Here is a 15029-nt window from a genome sequence, read left to right as displayed (position 1 = left end):
AAGGGGGGGTCTCCGGGGCCGGCAACGGCAAGTCGCCGTCGCATAGCATCGATATGGGAAGGGTGGCCGGGCTTGCCAAGAGGCAGATGGCCATATTCTCCGGGCACATTTCCGTGAAAGCCGTCGGCATCACGCAAACGCCTGAGGCACAAGCCGGATTCAATGCCTTGCAGGATTTGCAGGCCAGCCCTGTTGCTTCATACGGCCGCTCAGGTGGCGGCGTAGTCCGGATCGATCAGGCGATAACCCAGCCGCGGCTCGGTCAGCAGGAAGCGCGGCTCGTCGGGATCTTTCTCGATCTTGCAGCGCACCTTACGGGCCAGCACGCGCAAAGCCTGGCGCATCTCGGCGGAATCGTTGCCCCACAGCGTGACGGTGAGCTGCTTGGTGGCGACGGGCTGGCCGGTTTTCTGTGCCAGCATCTTCACGAAACGCGCTTCCATCGGCGACAGGCGTACCGGCCGGTCGTCGCGCCGGGTATCGCCGGTCAGGGGATCGATCTGGAACGGCCCGATGCTGACTGGGCCATTGGGCGCGGCTGTTTCACCACGGCGGCGCAGGGCCGCGCGCACGCGCGCCAGCAACTCGCCGGCATCGAAGGGTTTGGTCACGTAATCGTCGGCACCCAAGTCGAGCGCGCGGATTTTCGCCTCGACCTCTTCCTGACCGGACAGCACCACGACCGGCGTGCTGGCGTCCTTGCGCAGTTCTTCCAGAACGTCGAAGCCAGTGATGTCGGGCAGGCCCAGATCCAGCAGCAGCAGGTCGGCGGCATTGGCCTTGGCCAGGCCGTCACGCCCGGTCGGTGCCTCGTCGACCAGATAGGCTGCGGCTTCCAGAGCTACACGCAAGGCGGCGCGCACGGGCACCGAGTCCTCGACCAGCAGGATACGCTGCGGTTGAGAGTTTTTTTCCGACGCCAGGGTAGACCTCCCCGCAACAGAGCCGGCACCACAACGACCGGCTGATTTGTTCTTTTCAGTTTAGCGGAAAAATTCGCCTTTGCCAGCAGTTTGGTTGTTTCTGGCCAGGTAGCAGCGCGGGAAATCTTTTACGGCGTCGGGCCGATCGCGGGCAGGCCCGCACCGATATCGATGAAACACAGGCCGGTGGCGTTGGGGTCATAGGGCATGCTGCCCTCGCCCCAGCCCAGCCGGCGCAGATTGCTGGCCACCGCCAGAAGCTGGATCGGCGCGCCGGCCTCGTCAGGCAGGATCGGGGCGCCGCAGAACTGGATCAGGCGCCGGCTGCCATCGGGATCGGCGACGCGATAGACATTCACCGCCGCGCAGGGCTGGCTCACGATGCGCCACATCAGTTCGGCCCGCCGCGGCCGCTGATCCGGTTCGCCCATGGTCACATAATCCCGGCCCTGCAGGCGCAGGCCCAGATACTGCTCGATCTCGCCGCCGGCCAGACGGAAAATCACGCGTTCGGAATCCAGGGCCTCCAGCAACACCACGCGCGGCATCAGGCGGGCAATCATGGTGATGTCCATGTCGGCTCGACGCGGCAGCAAGCGGTCACTGCGCCAGCGGTTCCATGCAGTCAGGAATTGCCGGCTGTCATCGCTCAGTTGCACAGCTTCGTCGCGCACCGTCACGATCTCGGCCGTCGGCTGCGACAGCACATCCTGAAGCCGTTCGAAACTGTACATCATTGAACGCTATGTCCCAGCATGGCCAGATCGGCGCCCACCGGCGGAATACCGGCGCCGATATCGATGAAGCGCAGGCCTTCACCTTCGGCATAAGAGGTTGCGTCCATCACATCGCCGGCTTTGCCCGCGACGAGCGGCGTGGCGCAGGCCAGCACCAGCGATGGCTGGTCGCTGTCGTCGGCGCAAAGCGGTGCGGAGACCAGTTCAACCGGCATCGTGCGGCCACGATCGCTTTGCAGCCAGTAATAAATTACCGCGGCGCAGGGCTGCGCGATCTCCGCGAATAGCAGGGCGGCGCGCCGGCTGCGGTTTTCCGGTTCGGTGAGGTCGAGGTAATTGCGGCCAGCCAGATCTGTACCCAGCATGTCTGCCACCATGCTGCCGGCGAAGCAGATCGGAATGGAATCACGCCCGCGGATATCCAGCAGCAGGCAATAACCGCGCAGGTCGCCCAGGCCATTGGCATCCATGGCGCTGCGCCGCGGCAACAACCGGTCGCCGCGCCAGGCATGCCACTGGGCGAAAAAATTGCGGCTCGGCGCGGTGAGCGGCGCCGGCAGGCTGTCGATGAAAGTCATGGGCGCAGAATATCCAACCTGCTCAGCGTCCTGACCACTGGAAAGATGCGGCCGGCCGAAAAAACTTCAGAATTGTAAAATTCGTGAACAATTGTGGGAATTTAGGGTGGTAACGCCCGGCTGCCTGCGACTTCCGCTTGACCTTCCCATGATGGGAAGCCTTATTTGAGGGGGCAGTGATCCACTGCCGAAAGGATTTTTCGTCATGTCTGCTGCTATCGCCGCCCTCGACCTGCCGGTCGCGGGCATGAGCTGTGCCTCCTGTGCCGGCCGGGTCGAAAAGGCGCTCACCGCCCTTCCCGGCGTGCAGTCAGCTAGCGTGAACCTCGCCAGCGAAACCGCCCATGTGGAATTCACTTCGCCCGACCTCGCGGTTCTGGCGCCGCTGGTCACTGCAGTGGAGAAGGCCGGCTATCAGGTGCCGCAGGACCGCCTGGCCCTGAAGATCGGCGGCATGAGCTGCGCCTCCTGCGTCGGCCGGGTTGAAAAGGCGCTGAACGCCGTGCCCGGCGTGCAGAAGGCCAGCGTCAATCTCGCCAGCGAAACCGCCGAGGTGGTCGCGCCGCGCGGCGCCGTCGATATCGCCACTCTGCTGGCGGCCGTGAAGAAGGCGGGCTACGAGGCGCGCCCTTTTGATGATGCTGCCGCGTCGGCTTCCGCGCGCGAGGACGAGGCAGCCCAAAAGGTCGCGCGCGAACGCAATCTGGCCCTGCTGGCCATCCTGCTCACCCTGCCGCTGGCCGGCGGCATGGTATTCGAGCTGGGCGGCCGGCATGACCTGATGCTGCCGCCATTCTGGCAGTTCGTCATCGCCACGCCGGTGCAGTTCATCCTCGGCTGGCGTTTCTATCGTGCCGGCTGGGGCGCGCTGCGGGCGGGCACCGGCAACATGGATCTGCTGGTGGCGCTCGGCACCACGGCGGCCTGGGGTCTCAGCACATGGCTGTGGTGGCGCGCGGCGCCTGGCGAGATGCCGCATCTGTATTACGAAGGCGCGGCGGCGATCATCGCCTTTGTGCGGCTGGGCAAGTGGCTGGAGGCGCGCGCCAAGGGCCAGACCGTGGCTGCCCTGCGCGCCCTGATGAAGCTGAAACCCGCCACGGCACGGCGGCGGCGGCCCGATGGCAGCGAGGAGGAAATCGCCACCGTCATGCTGCAGCCCGACGACCGGCTGGTGGTCCGCGCCGGCGAGGCCTTCGCCGCCGACGGCCTGATCGTCGAGGGTCGCGGCAGCGTCGATGAATCGATGCTCACCGGCGAAAGCCTGCCCGTGGAAAAAGGCATCGACGATGTCGTACATGCCGGCACGCTGAACCGCGACGGTCTGATCGTGGCGCGCGTGATGGCGGTGGGCGGCGAAACCGCGCTCGCCCGCATCGTGCGCCTGGTGGAAACCGCCCAGGCCAGCAAGCCGCCGATTCAGAAACTGGTTGACCAGATCAGTGCGGTTTTCGTGCCGGTGGTGATCCTGATCGCTCTGGTCACCTTCGCCTTCACGCTGACTTTGGCTGGTGGCGACATGGAAATGGCGCTGGTGCATGCCATCGCCGTGCTGGTGATCGCCTGCCCCTGCGCGCTGGGCCTCGCCACGCCGGCCGCGCTGATGGTCGGCACCGGACTGGCGGCGCGGCATGGTATCCTGATCCGCGATGCCGAGGCACTGGAAGTCGCGCGCAACGTGAAGCTGGTGGCCTTCGACAAGACCGGCACGCTCACCGCGGGCAAGCCGGTGGTCACCGACATTGTTGCGGCATCGGGCATCGACGAACAGGCTCTGCTGATGCAGGCCTCGGCGCTGCAGGCCGGCTCGCAGCATCCGCTGGCCCAGGCCCTGCGTGAAAGGGCTGCTGGCTGTCCGCTCGGCGTTATGGATGATTTCCGCGACCGGCCCGGCCGCGGCGTCAGCGGCCGGATCGATGGTACGCCGCTGTTGTTCGGCAACGCCCGGCTGATGCGTGAGGAGGGCATAGACCCGTCTGCCTTGTTGGCCGCTGCGGAAAGGCTGGCCGGCCAGGGTCGCACTGTATCGTGGCTGGCTGATGCACAGCGCAAGCGCGCGCTGGGCCTGATCGCCTTCGGCGACGAGCCCAAGCCGCAGGCCGCCAATGCCATCGCGCGGCTCAAGGCCATGGGCATCCATACCGTGATGCTGTCGGGCGACAGCAAGGGCGCGGCGCAGGCCGTGGCGGCACGGCTGGGCATCGAGCGCGTGGAGGCCGAGATCCTGCCGCAGGACAAGGCCGCGCTGATCACGGCCCTGCGCAAGGAAAGCGGTGGGGCTGTCGCCATGGTGGGCGATGGCATCAACGACGCGCCTGCTTTAGGCGCTGCCGATGTCGGCATTGCCATGGGCACCGGCACGGATGTGGCGATGCAGACGGCTGGCATCACGCTGATGCGCGGCGACCCGGCCCTGGTGGCCGAAGCGATCGGGCTGGCGCGGGAGACGGATGCCAAGATCCGCCAGAACCTGTTCTGGGCCTTCGCCTATAACGTGATCGGCATTCCGCTGGCCGCTTTCGGTTTGCTCAATCCGATGCTGGCCGGTGCCGCCATGGCGCTCAGTTCGGTATCGGTGTTGAGCAACGCGCTGCTGCTCAAGCGGTGGCGGCCGGCAGCACAGGAGGACGCGAGATGAATATCGGTCAGGCCAGCGATGCTTCGGGCGTCAGCGCCAAGATGATCCGCTATTACGAAAGTGTCGGCCTGATGCCCGAGGCGGGCCGCAGTGCCAGCGGCTATCGCGTCTATACTGAGTCCGATGTGCATATGCTGCGCTTCATCCGGCGGTCGCGCGACCTCGGCTTCGCGCTCGACGACATCCGCCTGCTGCTCGGACTGTGGCGTGATCGCTCGCGGCCCTCGGCGGCAGTGAAAGAGATCGCCACCAAGCATATCGACGACCTGACGGCCAAGATCGCCGAATTGCAGGCGATGAAACGCACGTTGCAGCATCTGGCCGAGGCCTGCCATGGCGATGCGCGGCCCGATTGCCCGATCCTCGACGATCTTGGCGGCCCGCCGGCCAAAGCCTGTCATTAGACGCAAAAAAACGGCGGGCATGGCCCGCCGTTTTCGGTGGCATTCGCTGCCGTCAGAACCAGGTGCGCAGGCCGATGCGGGCCAGATGCATCGTGGTGTCTTCCAGACCCTGCTCGCCATCGTTGATCCACTGATAACGATAGCTTGGCACCAGTTCGAAATTGCTCGAGAGCTGGTACGACAGGCCGACTTCGCCGAAGGCGGTCAGGTCGGTGCTGCTGCCGTCATTGCCGCCCAGGGTGGTGCCGCCCGCGCTGACCGTGTTGCGGTCGAACCGCTGATGCACCACACCGGCGCCGGCGCCCAGATACGGTGTCAGCGGCGTGCCGGTGGTGAAGTCGTAGTAGGCGGCGCCGGTCAGCGAATACATGTCGGTGTCGTCGCCCAGGCTGCTGCTGGCGCCACCGGCGCGGAAGCGATCGTATTCACTGTTGCCATAGCCGAGCTCGGCTTCCAGGCGCAGCTGGTTGGGGAAGCGATAGCCATACTGGCCGAAGATGGCATAGCCGGTATCGCGCTCGACTTCCGAGCCGCCGGCACCATCAGTATCCTCCGGCATCAATGCGCCAAAGCTGAGGCCACCATAGCTGCCGGTGCGCAGGGTCGTGTTATCCTGCGCGAAAGCGGGGGCGATGGCGGTGGTGGTCAGCAAGGCCGCCGCGAAGGCGAGCGGAGCGTAACGGGTCATGACAATACTCCTGTACAAAAGATGGCGAGGCTTGCCGCCTTTGTCTCTGGCGGTCACCGTGAATGAACGAAGCTATGGTGGCGAAATCATGGCGTGGCCCTGCAATGCCAAGCATTGATGAAAACCGTGTCGGTTGGGCAACACGGGGGAACTGGACGTTTTCTGCGGCGTTGCGCCAGATTTTTTCATAACGCGCCTGCTTGCCATCGTGAGGCTTGCTTCCTACCTGATTGGCGGATTTCTCTGTTTTCCGCTGCGGCTGCGCTGCAGTTCCTCTTGTTTGCAGGCCTGCCATGTCGCGCCACAACCCGAAGCCCGTCATCGAACCGGTCGAACCCGACTGGTCCACGGCCTTGGTGCTGGTCTGTTCGGAATGCGATCACGGGCGCGGCATCGATCTGGCGGCCGAGCTGAAAGATGTGGTGAAGGCGGCGGGCCACAAGAAGGATGTGCGAGTGGCGCGGGTGCGGTGCCTGGGCATTTGTCCCAAGCAGGGCGTCGCCGTCACTGTCACCGCGCCTGATCGCCCGGCGCAAAGCTGCGTGGTGACAGGCAGGGACAAGACAGCCGTGCCGGCACTCTGCGCCCTGGCCTTGCGACGCGGCTCTGCGGCGAACTAACGCGTGACCTTGTAAAGTCGCAGGCCCCAGGGCTCGATGGTGTCGTGCAACAGGCCGCGCGCGGCATCCTGTTGCAGCGGGATTTCGCTATCCAGATGCAACACGCGCCGAAAGCCGTCATCGAAGCGGATGCGCATGTCATGGCTTCTGTCCTGCAGGTTCACGACGATCAGCAGCCAGTCACCCTCCCAGGGTTTCAATGCGGTGCGCAGGACAGGCCCGCCAACTGCCGTGGCGCTGCGGATCTCCACGCTGTAGCCGGCATCGACATCGGATTGCAGCAGGGCGGCGCGCAGGCGGCCGATGCGCCGGTTCAGTTGCGCCACGGCATCCCACAGCCGCCTTGAGGCCGCCGCTTCGTCGGCGCCGACCCGGCGCGGCGGCGGCATGTCGGCGCCGTTGATCGTGATGCCGTAATCCAGCCGGGGTGCGGCGCTGATCCCCAGCGCGCCGGCATTGCGCGCGGCGTAATTATCCTCGCCCTGCCAGATCAGGCCGGTTGCACCATGCACCAGCGCGGCAAAGGCCAGCGCCCGTGCCTGCGCCGGATCGATCAGTTTTTCTTCGCCGCGTGCATAGGCTGGCAGCAGGGCCCAGACCGGCCTGTCCGGATGGGCGCGCGCGCTGGCGGCGAACCGGCCTGCCTGCATCGGATCGCGCGGCATCTCGATCACCACGGCGCGGCCTGCATCCAGCAGCGCCGCATCGGCGGTTTCGATCTTCGGCACCAGCAGCTGCACGCGCGAGCCGTTGGCGGCGCTCAGCAGGGCGGGCAATGGCTGGCCGGGATCGGCCGACACGGCGTTGAAATCGGCGGCGAAGGCCGCCTGGAAGCCCCGGCTGGGGCCGGCGGCATAGTCGGCCAGCGCGCCGCCCAGGGCCAGGGGCAGGAAGGAACGCAGCGGATCATAGGCGGAAAGCGCCACGCCCTGGCGGTCGGTATGCGGCACGGTATGCGGATGCGGCCGCTGCACCGCATCGGGCAATGCGCGGTAGCCCGCATCGCCGGCGCAGCCGGCCAGCAGCAGCAGCGCGGCGACGATCCCCGCGCGCAGCATCGGTTCAGTCGCCAGTCTTGTTGGCGCCAGTCTTCTTGTCGCCGGTTTTCTTGTGGCCTTCGCTGCTTTCGGTCAGCCGGTCCATCAGGGCCAGCAGCACACCCGAGACGACGAAGGTCATGTGGATGCCGACCAGCCAGGCCAGATCGGCATGGCTCATCTGGCCGATATTCATGAAAGCGCGCAGCAACTGGATCGCCGAGATGGCGACGATGCTGGCCACCAGCTTCAGCTTCATGCCGGAATAATCGATCTTGCCCATCCAGCCCGGCCGGTCCTGGTGATCGCCGGTATCGATCTTGGAAACGAAATTCTCGTAGCCCGAGAAAATCACCAGCAGCAGCAGATTGCCGGCCAGCGACAGGTCTATCAAGGCCAGGATCGACAGCACCAGATCGCTTTCGCTCATGCTGAAAACGATCGGGATGGTATGGAACAGCTCCTGGGCGAACTTGACCAGCAGCAGGATCAGGGCGACGGCCAGGCCCAGATAGAAGGGCGCCATCACCCAGCGGCTGGCGAACAGGGTCTTTTCAAGCAGGCGTTCGATCTGGCGCATGGCGGCAATCCGGCAAAGGGGTCGAAATCCGCCGGCACGCTAGCCCAAGCGGCCCGCTGCCGCCAGAGGTACCCCCTGTGCCGCCGATCCGATGTTATTCTCCGCTGCGGCGTCAAAGCGCTTGCAAGCTCCGCGGCTTAACGGCATGAGTCTCGCCATGCGCCAGCTCCTGTTACCTGCCTTTGCCGCTTTTGCCCTGCTCTTCGCCGCGCCGGCGCCTGTAGCGGCGGCCACCGTCACCGTGCATGGCGACAAGATTCTTGTGGATGGCAAGGCCTTCGCGGTGCTGGGTGTCGCCGGGCAGAGCCGTTTCGGCCTGCTGAAACAGCTCGGTGCCACCACCATTCGCACCTATGGCGACGAGACCGGCTTCGTGCTCGACGAGGCGCAGAAGGCCGGGTTGAAGGTGATCGCCGGTTTCTGGCTCGAACATCCGCGACGCGGTTTCAACTATCGCGATCTCGCCCAGGTCGGGCCGCAGCTCCAGCGCCTCACCGAGTTCGTCAATCGCCACAAGAACCATCCCGCCCTGCTGATGTGGGGCCTGGGCAACGAGGTGGAGGCCGAACTGGCCGACGACACCCAGGTCTGGCCCGGCCTCGAGGAAGCCGCGCGGCTGGTGCGCCGGCTTGATCCGCACCATCCCACGCTGGCCGTGCTGGCCGAAGCCGGCAACGAAAAGGTGGCCAAGCTGATCCGCCATGCGCCCAGCATCCAGGTGCTCGGGGTGAATTCCTACGGCGATGCCTTGCCCTCGCTGCCCTCCCGCGTGCGCGCCCAGGGCTGGAAAGGCCCGCTGATCGTCAGCGAGATGGGGCCGATGGGCCAGTGGCAGGCCAAGCGCACGCCATGGAATGCCGCCATCGAACCCAACAGCGATGAAAAGGCGGCCTTGCTGTCGCGCTGGTTCAGCGCATTGCAGCCTCATGTGCAGGGCGAGATCGTGTTCTACTGGGGCCAGAAGCAGGAAGTGACGCCCACCTGGCACAGCCTGCTGCTGCCCACCGGAGAATACACGCGCGCGGCCGAGGCGATGGCGCTGGCCTGGGGCGGCAACACACCACAGGGCAACCGCGCCCCTCGCATTTCGCTGTTCCGGTTTGCCAATGGCAATGAATGGAACCGGGGCGACACCATCCGCGCCGAGATCGCGGTGGAGGATCCCGATGGCGACCAGATCGGCGTGGTGTGGAGCGTGATGGCGGAAAGCACCGACCTGAAAACCTCGGGCGATGCTGAAGCCGTGCCGCCCAGCTTCCCGCAGGCCCTGCGCGAACCGGGCCCAAAGGGCGTGTCCGTCGTCGGCCTGCAGCCGGGCAATTACCGCCTGTTCGCCACCATCCGCGATGGCAAGGGCGCCGCCGCCACCGCCAACCTGCCCTTCCGGGTGAAATAGGCCGGGTGAAGTAAGCACCGCTTTTGCCGCAGCGGCATGGCGGACTATGTCTCCGCCGGTGACCACTTCCCCACCGCTTTCCCGCCTCACGCTTGCCGCCTATGCCGCGCCGGCCTTGCCCGGCGCGATGCTGCTGCTGCCCCTCTATGTGCATCTGCCGGTTCTCTATGCCGACACGCTCGGGCTGGGGCTCACGCTGGTCGGCGGCCTGCTGTTTGTGGCGCGGCTGTGGGACATGCTCACCGATCCGCTGATCGGCGTCTGGTCGGATCGCATCCACACGCGCTGGGGCCGGCGCAAGCCCTGGCTGCTGGCTGGGTTGCCCCTCTGCATGCTGGCGGCCGTTATGCTGTTCCTGCCGCCCGATGGCAGCGGCGGTCTCTGGCTGCTGGGCTGGACCATGGCGCTCTATCTCGGAGCCACCATGATCCAGATTCCCTATCTGGCCTGGGGTGCGGAACTCTCGTCCGATTATCACCAGCGCACGCGTATTGCCGGCTGGCGCGAGGCGGCCGGCGTGATCGGCACCTTGTTTGCCGCGGCTCTGCCGGCGTTATTCGGTGACAACAGCCGCGCCGGCATCGGCACTATCGGCATCGCCGTGGCCGTGCTGCTGCCGCTCTGCGTGTTGCTGGCTTTGCGCCATGTGCCGGCCGGTCATGCCGGCACGCCGCAGCGCCTTGACCTTGCCGGCCTGAAAGCGGTGTGGCGCAACGGACCGTTCCGCCGCCTGCTGCTGGCCTGGCTGCTGAACGGCATCGCCAATGGGCTGCCGGCCACGCTGGTCCTGCTGTATGTGTCGCATGTGCTGCAGGCGCCGGCCGACTTCGCGGGTCTTGTTCTGCTGATCTACTTCGGTGCCGGCATCGCCGCCGTGCCGCTGTGGCTGAAACTGGCCCAGCGGCATGGCAAGCACCGTGTCTGGATCGGCGCCATGCTGTGGAACTGCGTGGTCTTTGCCGGTGTGCCGCTGCTCGGCGCCGGCGATACGCTGTTGTTTCTTGCCATTTCGTTGCTCACCGGCCTGTGCCTGGGTGCCGATCTTGCCCTGCCGCCGGCCATGCAGGCCGATGTGGTCGATCTTGATACGGCGAGGACGCGCCGCCAGCGCGCCGGTCTGTTCTTCGCCATCTGGGGCATGGCAACCAAGCTCGCGCTGGCGGCGGCCGTGGGCCTCGCCTTTCCGCTGCTTGACCTGGCGGGCTTTTCGGCCGATGGCGGCAACGACGGTGCGGCGCTGTTCGCATTGGCCGCGTTGTATGCGCTGGCGCCGGTGGGCTTCAAGCTGGCCGCGATCCTGCTGATGCGGCGCTATCCGATCACGCCAGACCGGCAGCGGCGGTTGCACCAGCGGATTGCCCGGCGCATATAATGCGCCGCCTTTGTCCCAGTCGTGAAAGTCTGCATCATGTCCTCCATCCGCCTCGGCATCATCGGTTATGGCATCATGGGCGAGCGCCTGCTGCGTGCCGCCCTCAATCACGATCCGGCGGTGTTGACTGTCGCCGGCCTGTGGGATCCCTCCGCTGCTGCCATGCAGCGCCTGGCCGCCGACCTGCCGCAGGTGCCGCGGCTGGATTCCGCCGCTGCCGTGATCGCGGCCTGTGATTGTCTCTACATCGCTTCGCCGCCGGCCTCGCATCTGGCCTATGCCCGCGCCGCTTTTGCTGCCGGCAAGGCGGTGTTCTGCGAAAAGCCGCTCGCCGTCGATGTCGCTGACGCCGAAGCCTTCGTGGCCGAAGCGGCCAGACAGAAAGGACGCGGCGGCATCAATTTCCCCTTCGCCTCGTCTTTTGCCGTCGACCAGCTGCGGCAATGGATGCAGCAGGGCGTTACCGGGCCGGTGCAGCGCGTCGAGATCGAGATCGGTTTCGCCGCCTGGCCGCGCCCATGGCAGGTGGATGCCGCCGGCTGGCTTGATGCCCGCGCCCAGGGTGGCTTCGCCCGCGAGGTCGGCTCGCATTTCCTGTTCCTCGCCCGCCGCCTGTTCGGCCCGCTGGCGCTGCTCACGCACAGCGTCGCCTATCCCGAGGACGGCAAATCCGAGCGCGCCATTGCTGCCACCCTGCGCGCCGGCGACCTGCCGGTGACGCTGAAGGGCGGCGTCGGCATCACCGACAAGCCCGACCACAACATTTTTGAGATCATCGGGCCGCAGGGTCGCGTTCGTCTGCGTGACTGGTCCATTGCCGAACGCCTGGTCGATGGCGCATGGCGCGAGGCGCCGGATGCGTTGCCCAACGAGAAGATGCGCCCCCTGGTACTCAAGCGCCAGCTCGACAAGGTGGCGGCGCTGACCCATGGCACGACGCAGGATCTCGCCACGCTCGCCGAGGCTGCCGAAGTGCAGCGCGTGGTGGAAACCATCCTGCACGGCTGACGCGTCCTTTCACCCGTCCATGGTGTGAGATCGCCGCGGAATCGCCACATTCCGCCACGATTGCCGCCGCATTTTCCAGGCAGTTTCACTCCTGCCAGCCAGAACCCGGCCGGAACCAGGGTCGGCCTGGGCCGTTTTATTCGCAGCTTCGCGAGAACGGCAAAGGAGTGAATACCATGCTGTATTGGGCGTTGATTTTCTTTGTATTGGCGCTGGTCGCCGGCCTGTTCGGTTTCGGCGGCATTGCGGCTGCCTCGGCCAGCATCGCGCAGATTCTGTTTTTCATTTTTCTGGCCGTCTTCGTCATCAGCCTGGTGGCGCATCTGGTCACCGGCCGTCGGCCTCCCACGGTCTAGGCGGTATTCCCGGGCGCGGTTTGCAGGCCGTGCCTTCTTCTTTTGTCTTTTTCCCTGTAGGTCCTTCCCCCCAACTCGGCGGATGTTTCGGCATCCGCCATATTTTTTGCGTCAGGCGGTATAGCCGAGCTGCGCCGACAGCCGACGCGTGAAGGCCAGCAGCGCCGAGGCATGCGAGCCACCCAGCGCGACATCGATCTTGCGCGTCGGACCGATCACGGTAATCGCCAGCTGCAGGTGGCCGCTATGGTTGAAGACCGGCGCGCTCAATGCGCTGATGCCCGGCACCGGCAGGTCGGTGGTGGCGGCGATGCCGTCGCGCTTCACCTTTTCCACTTCGCGGGCCAGCGCCTCGCCGGCCAGCGCGCCCACATCGCTCCAGCCCTTCTGCGCCGCCTGCAATTCCGCCTCGATCACCGGCTCGACCAGCTTGGGCGGCAGCCAGGCGGCAAAGATCTTGCCCGTCGCCGTGCCGGTCACGGTGAACATGCCGCCGGGGCGCACATTGGCGTGGATGTAGTTCGACGATTCCTGCACCAGCACGATGGTTGGGCCATGGGTGCCCCAGACCGTGATCGCCACCATCAGGTTCAGCCGCTCGGCCAGTTCCGCCACCTGTTCGGCGGCCAGGCGATAGGGATCGCTGCCACGCAGCCGCGCCAGCCCAAGCTGCAAGGCGAAAGGCCCGAGGCGATAACGGCCCGAGGCGGCATCCTGCTCAACGAGGTCGAGTTTACGCAGGCTGGTCATGTAGGCATGGGCCTGGCCGGGCGTCAGTTCGGCCTGTTGCGCCAGGTCGCGCAGCATCATCGGCTGGCCATGCTGGGCCAGGATGCCCAGCAGCCGGCCGCCGATTTCCACCGACTGTACGCCACGGCCTTTCAGCGGCGTGGACTCGCTGTCCTCGCCGCCATAGAGCGGAATGGCCGAAGCCGGGTCGATGGCGTCCCCCATGCCTATTGCATAGCTGCCGGCGCGTGTCGTGTCACGTGGCGATGCCGGCCGCATGGCGCGCGGCGATATAGCCAAAGGTCATGGCCGGACCCAGGGTGATGCCGCCGCCGGGATAATTGCCGCCCATGATGCTCGCCATATCGTTGCCGGCCGCATACAGGCCAGGCACCGGCTGGCCGTTTTCGCCCAGCACGCGGGCCTGCGCGTCGGTCTTCAGGCCGGCAAAGCTGCCCAGATCGCCGATCACCACCTGCACGGCGTAGAACGGCCCGGTCTGCACCGGCGCGATGCAGGGATTGGGCTTCACGGTCGGATCGCCGAGATAGCGGTTATAGGCCGTGCTGCCTTTATGGAATTCCGGGTCCTCGCCGCGCGCCGCGTGCCTGTTGTATTCCGCCACGGTGTGGCCGAAGGCCTGCGGATCGATGCCGCAGGCTTGTGCCAGTTCGCTCAGCGTGCGGCCACGCTTGAGATAGCCGTTCTTCAGCTGATGCGCGATCGGCACCGGGAAAGGCTTCACATGGCCCAGGCCATAGCGGCGCAGCGTGGGATGGTCGCAAATCAGCCAGGCGCAGATCTCGCCGCTCTGGCCCTTGGTCGCCTGCACCAGCGCCTGGCAGAAATCGTGATAGCAGTTGCCCTCGTTCACGAAACGCCTGCCGGTGCGGGTCACGGCGATGACGCCGGGTTTGGCGCGGTCGATGAAATGCGGAAAGGTGCCGAAGCTGCCATCCGACCACGGCACACGGCTGACCGGCACCCAGGCGGCGGCATTGGGCAGCTCGTCGGCCGTATGCGCGCCCAGGGGCCGCGCCAGCTTGATGCCGTCGCCGGTGTTGCTGCTCGGCGTCGGCGACCAATGCTCCTGGCCGGTCGGCGCATGGGGATAAAGCTGTTTGCGGCGCTCGATGTCATGCGGAAAGCCGCCGGTGGCCAGCACCACGCCCTTGCGCGCGTTCACCCGCACCGGGCCGTCCTTGGTGCCGATCACCGCACCCGTCACTGCACCATTCTCGCGCAGCAACTCCTGCGCCGGCGCCTCCAGCCACAGCGGAATGCCCAGGTCGAACGCCGATTTCGCCAGCCGGCCGGCCAGCGCGTTGCCGTTGGTCAGCCGCATGGCGCGGCCATGCAGGGTCACGTCGCGCATGTATTTCACCAGCAGCTTCGCCACATAGACGGCCGACACCACGCTGCGGGTGACATTGAAGAAATGCAGCAGCTCCTTGCCCGAACCGATCATCATGCCGACGAAGGTGATCTCCTTCAGTGGCGGGCGCAGGGTCTTGATATTGTCGCCCAGCTCGTTGCCGTCGAACGGCTCGGCGCAGATCGAACGGCCGCCGGCCAGCGCGCCGGGCGCGTCGGGGTGATAGTCGGAAAACTGCGGCCCCAGCACGAATTTCACGGCTGTTTTGCTCTCGAAGAAATCGACCATCTGCGGGCCGTTCTGCAGGAAGGCATCGACGCGTTCGGCGTCGAAATGGTTGCCGGCCTCGTGCTGCAGGTAGGTGCGCGCGGCTTCCTTGCTGTCGGCAATGCCTTCGCGCGCGGCCAGCGGATTGGCCGGAATCCACAGCCAGCCGCCCGAACGCGCGGTGGTGCCGCCATAGACGGCTTCCTTCTCCACCACCAGCACATCCAGGCCATGCAGCTTCGCCGTCACCGCGGCGGCCATGCCGCCGGCGCCCGAGCCCACCACCAGCAGGTCGCAATCATGGGTCTTCATCATCGTCAC

The 15029-nt window shown here is 66.1% G+C and carries 15 protein-coding genes; 7 read left to right on the top strand and 8 right to left on the bottom strand.

All coding sequences use genetic code 11. The features are described from left to right. Positions 1–209: 209 nt before the first annotated feature. From ACE3OO_RS08260 to ACE3OO_RS08250, 3 genes are all read right to left on the bottom strand, one after another. On the bottom strand, positions 210–884 hold the full coding sequence (locus tag ACE3OO_RS08260) for a response regulator (protein WP_374304672.1): 675 nt from the start codon (positions 882–884) through the stop codon (positions 210–212). Positions 885–1051: 167 nt separating this feature from the next. Next, positions 1052–1660, bottom strand: coding sequence for a PAS domain-containing protein (locus ACE3OO_RS08255; protein ID WP_374301662.1), 609 nt, complete (start codon positions 1658–1660; stop codon positions 1052–1054). Further along, entirely contained in the window at positions 1657–2238 is a 582-nt protein-coding gene (locus tag ACE3OO_RS08250; protein ID WP_374301660.1) for a PAS domain-containing protein, read from the bottom strand. Before ACE3OO_RS08250 ends, ACE3OO_RS08255 begins: the two co-directional genes overlap by 4 nt. Positions 2239–2443: 205 nt before the next feature. Here ACE3OO_RS08250 and ACE3OO_RS08245 point away from each other — a divergent pair, with 205 nt between their 5' ends. Both ACE3OO_RS08245 and cueR read left to right on the top strand, forming a co-directional pair. Then, on the top strand, positions 2444–4876 hold the full coding sequence (locus ACE3OO_RS08245; protein WP_374301658.1) for a heavy metal translocating P-type ATPase: 2433 nt from the start codon (positions 2444–2446) through the stop codon (positions 4874–4876). Further along, positions 4873–5280 (top strand): Cu(I)-responsive transcriptional regulator, encoded by a 408-nt coding sequence (cueR, locus tag ACE3OO_RS08240; RefSeq protein WP_374301656.1) that lies wholly within the window; start codon positions 4873–4875, stop codon positions 5278–5280. Before ACE3OO_RS08245 ends, cueR begins: the two co-directional genes overlap by 4 nt. Before the next feature lie 52 nt (positions 5281–5332). On the opposite strand, the gene ACE3OO_RS08235 is transcribed toward cueR, so the two are convergent. After that, positions 5333–5968: an outer membrane protein gene (locus tag ACE3OO_RS08235; RefSeq protein ID WP_374301654.1), complete on the bottom strand. Its 636-nt coding sequence runs from the start codon at positions 5966–5968 to the stop codon at positions 5333–5335. Positions 5969–6261: 293 nt separating this feature from the next. On the opposite strand from ACE3OO_RS08235, the gene ACE3OO_RS08230 reads away from it, so the two are divergent. Then, on the top strand, positions 6262–6588 hold the full coding sequence (locus ACE3OO_RS08230; RefSeq protein WP_374301652.1) for a hypothetical protein: 327 nt from the start codon (positions 6262–6264) through the stop codon (positions 6586–6588). Here ACE3OO_RS08230 and ACE3OO_RS08225 read toward each other — a convergent pair. Then, a complete protein-coding gene (locus ACE3OO_RS08225) occupies positions 6585–7646 on the bottom strand; it encodes a hypothetical protein (RefSeq protein WP_374301650.1) in 1062 nt (353 codons plus the stop codon). The genes ACE3OO_RS08230 and ACE3OO_RS08225 overlap by 4 nt on opposite strands. Before the next feature lie 4 nt (positions 7647–7650). Next, on the bottom strand, positions 7651–8196 hold the full coding sequence (locus ACE3OO_RS08220) for a TIGR00645 family protein (RefSeq protein WP_374304671.1): 546 nt from the start codon (positions 8194–8196) through the stop codon (positions 7651–7653). A gap of 166 nt (positions 8197–8362) precedes the next feature. On the opposite strand from ACE3OO_RS08220, the gene ACE3OO_RS08215 reads away from it, so the two are divergent. The 4 genes from ACE3OO_RS08215 to ACE3OO_RS08200 all read left to right on the top strand — a co-directional run bounded on the left by ACE3OO_RS08215 (position 8363) and on the right by ACE3OO_RS08200 (position 12337). Continuing rightward, on the top strand, positions 8363–9601 hold the full coding sequence (locus ACE3OO_RS08215) for a glycoside hydrolase family 2 TIM barrel-domain containing protein (RefSeq protein WP_374301648.1): 1239 nt from the start codon (positions 8363–8365) through the stop codon (positions 9599–9601). A gap of 58 nt (positions 9602–9659) precedes the next feature. After that, the gene (locus ACE3OO_RS08210; RefSeq protein WP_374301646.1) at positions 9660–10973 is read left to right on the top strand and encodes an MFS transporter; all 1314 of its coding nucleotides are present in this window, start codon (positions 9660–9662) and stop codon (positions 10971–10973) included. A 36-nt stretch (positions 10974–11009) separates the two neighbouring features. Further along, a complete protein-coding gene (locus tag ACE3OO_RS08205; protein WP_374301644.1) occupies positions 11010–11981 on the top strand; it encodes a Gfo/Idh/MocA family protein in 972 nt (323 codons plus the stop codon). Positions 11982–12157: 176 nt separating this feature from the next. Further along, positions 12158–12337: a DUF1328 domain-containing protein gene (locus tag ACE3OO_RS08200; protein ID WP_374301642.1), complete on the top strand. Its 180-nt coding sequence runs from the start codon at positions 12158–12160 to the stop codon at positions 12335–12337. A gap of 111 nt (positions 12338–12448) precedes the next feature. Here ACE3OO_RS08200 and ACE3OO_RS08195 read toward each other — a convergent pair whose 3' ends face one another. Both ACE3OO_RS08195 and ACE3OO_RS08190 read right to left on the bottom strand, forming a co-directional pair. Continuing rightward, positions 12449–13291 carry an IclR family transcriptional regulator gene (locus ACE3OO_RS08195; RefSeq protein WP_374301640.1) on the bottom strand — a complete coding sequence of 281 codons (843 nt, stop codon included), beginning with the start codon at positions 13289–13291 and terminating at the stop codon, positions 12449–12451. Between the two features lie 31 nt (positions 13292–13322). Then, a complete protein-coding gene (locus ACE3OO_RS08190) occupies positions 13323–15023 on the bottom strand; it encodes an FAD-dependent oxidoreductase (protein WP_374301638.1) in 1701 nt (566 codons plus the stop codon). Positions 15024–15029: the final 6 nt, after the last annotated feature.

The sequence above is a fragment of the Ferrovibrio sp. genome, from assembly GCF_041906005.1.
Taxonomy (GTDB): Bacteria; Pseudomonadota; Alphaproteobacteria; order Ferrovibrionales; family Ferrovibrionaceae; genus Ferrovibrio.
This window is presented reverse-complemented; position numbering and strand designations above follow the sequence as displayed.

Excerpts from the sequence above, each read along its gene's own strand:
- ACE3OO_RS08255 (WP_374301662.1), bottom strand. The coding sequence starts at position 1,660 with ATGATGTACAGTTTCGAACGGCTTCAGGATGTGCTGTCGCAGCCGACG.
- ACE3OO_RS08250 (WP_374301660.1), bottom strand. The coding sequence starts at position 2,238 with ATGACTTTCATCGACAGCCTGCCGGCGCCGCTCACCGCGCCGAGCCGC.
- ACE3OO_RS08245 (WP_374301658.1), top strand. The coding sequence starts at position 2,444 with ATGTCTGCTGCTATCGCCGCCCTCGACCTGCCGGTCGCGGGCATGAGC.
- cueR (WP_374301656.1), top strand. The coding sequence starts at position 4,873 with ATGAATATCGGTCAGGCCAGCGATGCTTCGGGCGTCAGCGCCAAGATG.
- ACE3OO_RS08235 (WP_374301654.1), bottom strand. The coding sequence starts at position 5,968 with ATGACCCGTTACGCTCCGCTCGCCTTCGCGGCGGCCTTGCTGACCACC.
- ACE3OO_RS08230 (WP_374301652.1), top strand. The coding sequence starts at position 6,262 with ATGTCGCGCCACAACCCGAAGCCCGTCATCGAACCGGTCGAACCCGAC.
- ACE3OO_RS08225 (WP_374301650.1), bottom strand. The coding sequence starts at position 7,646 with ATGCTGCGCGCGGGGATCGTCGCCGCGCTGCTGCTGCTGGCCGGCTGC.
- ACE3OO_RS08215 (WP_374301648.1), top strand. The coding sequence starts at position 8,363 with ATGCGCCAGCTCCTGTTACCTGCCTTTGCCGCTTTTGCCCTGCTCTTC.
- ACE3OO_RS08205 (WP_374301644.1), top strand. The coding sequence starts at position 11,010 with ATGTCCTCCATCCGCCTCGGCATCATCGGTTATGGCATCATGGGCGAG.
- ACE3OO_RS08200 (WP_374301642.1), top strand. The coding sequence starts at position 12,158 with ATGCTGTATTGGGCGTTGATTTTCTTTGTATTGGCGCTGGTCGCCGGC.
- ACE3OO_RS08195 (WP_374301640.1), bottom strand. The coding sequence starts at position 13,291 with ATGGGGGACGCCATCGACCCGGCTTCGGCCATTCCGCTCTATGGCGGC.
- ACE3OO_RS08190 (WP_374301638.1), bottom strand. The coding sequence starts at position 15,023 with ATGATGAAGACCCATGATTGCGACCTGCTGGTGGTGGGCTCGGGCGCC.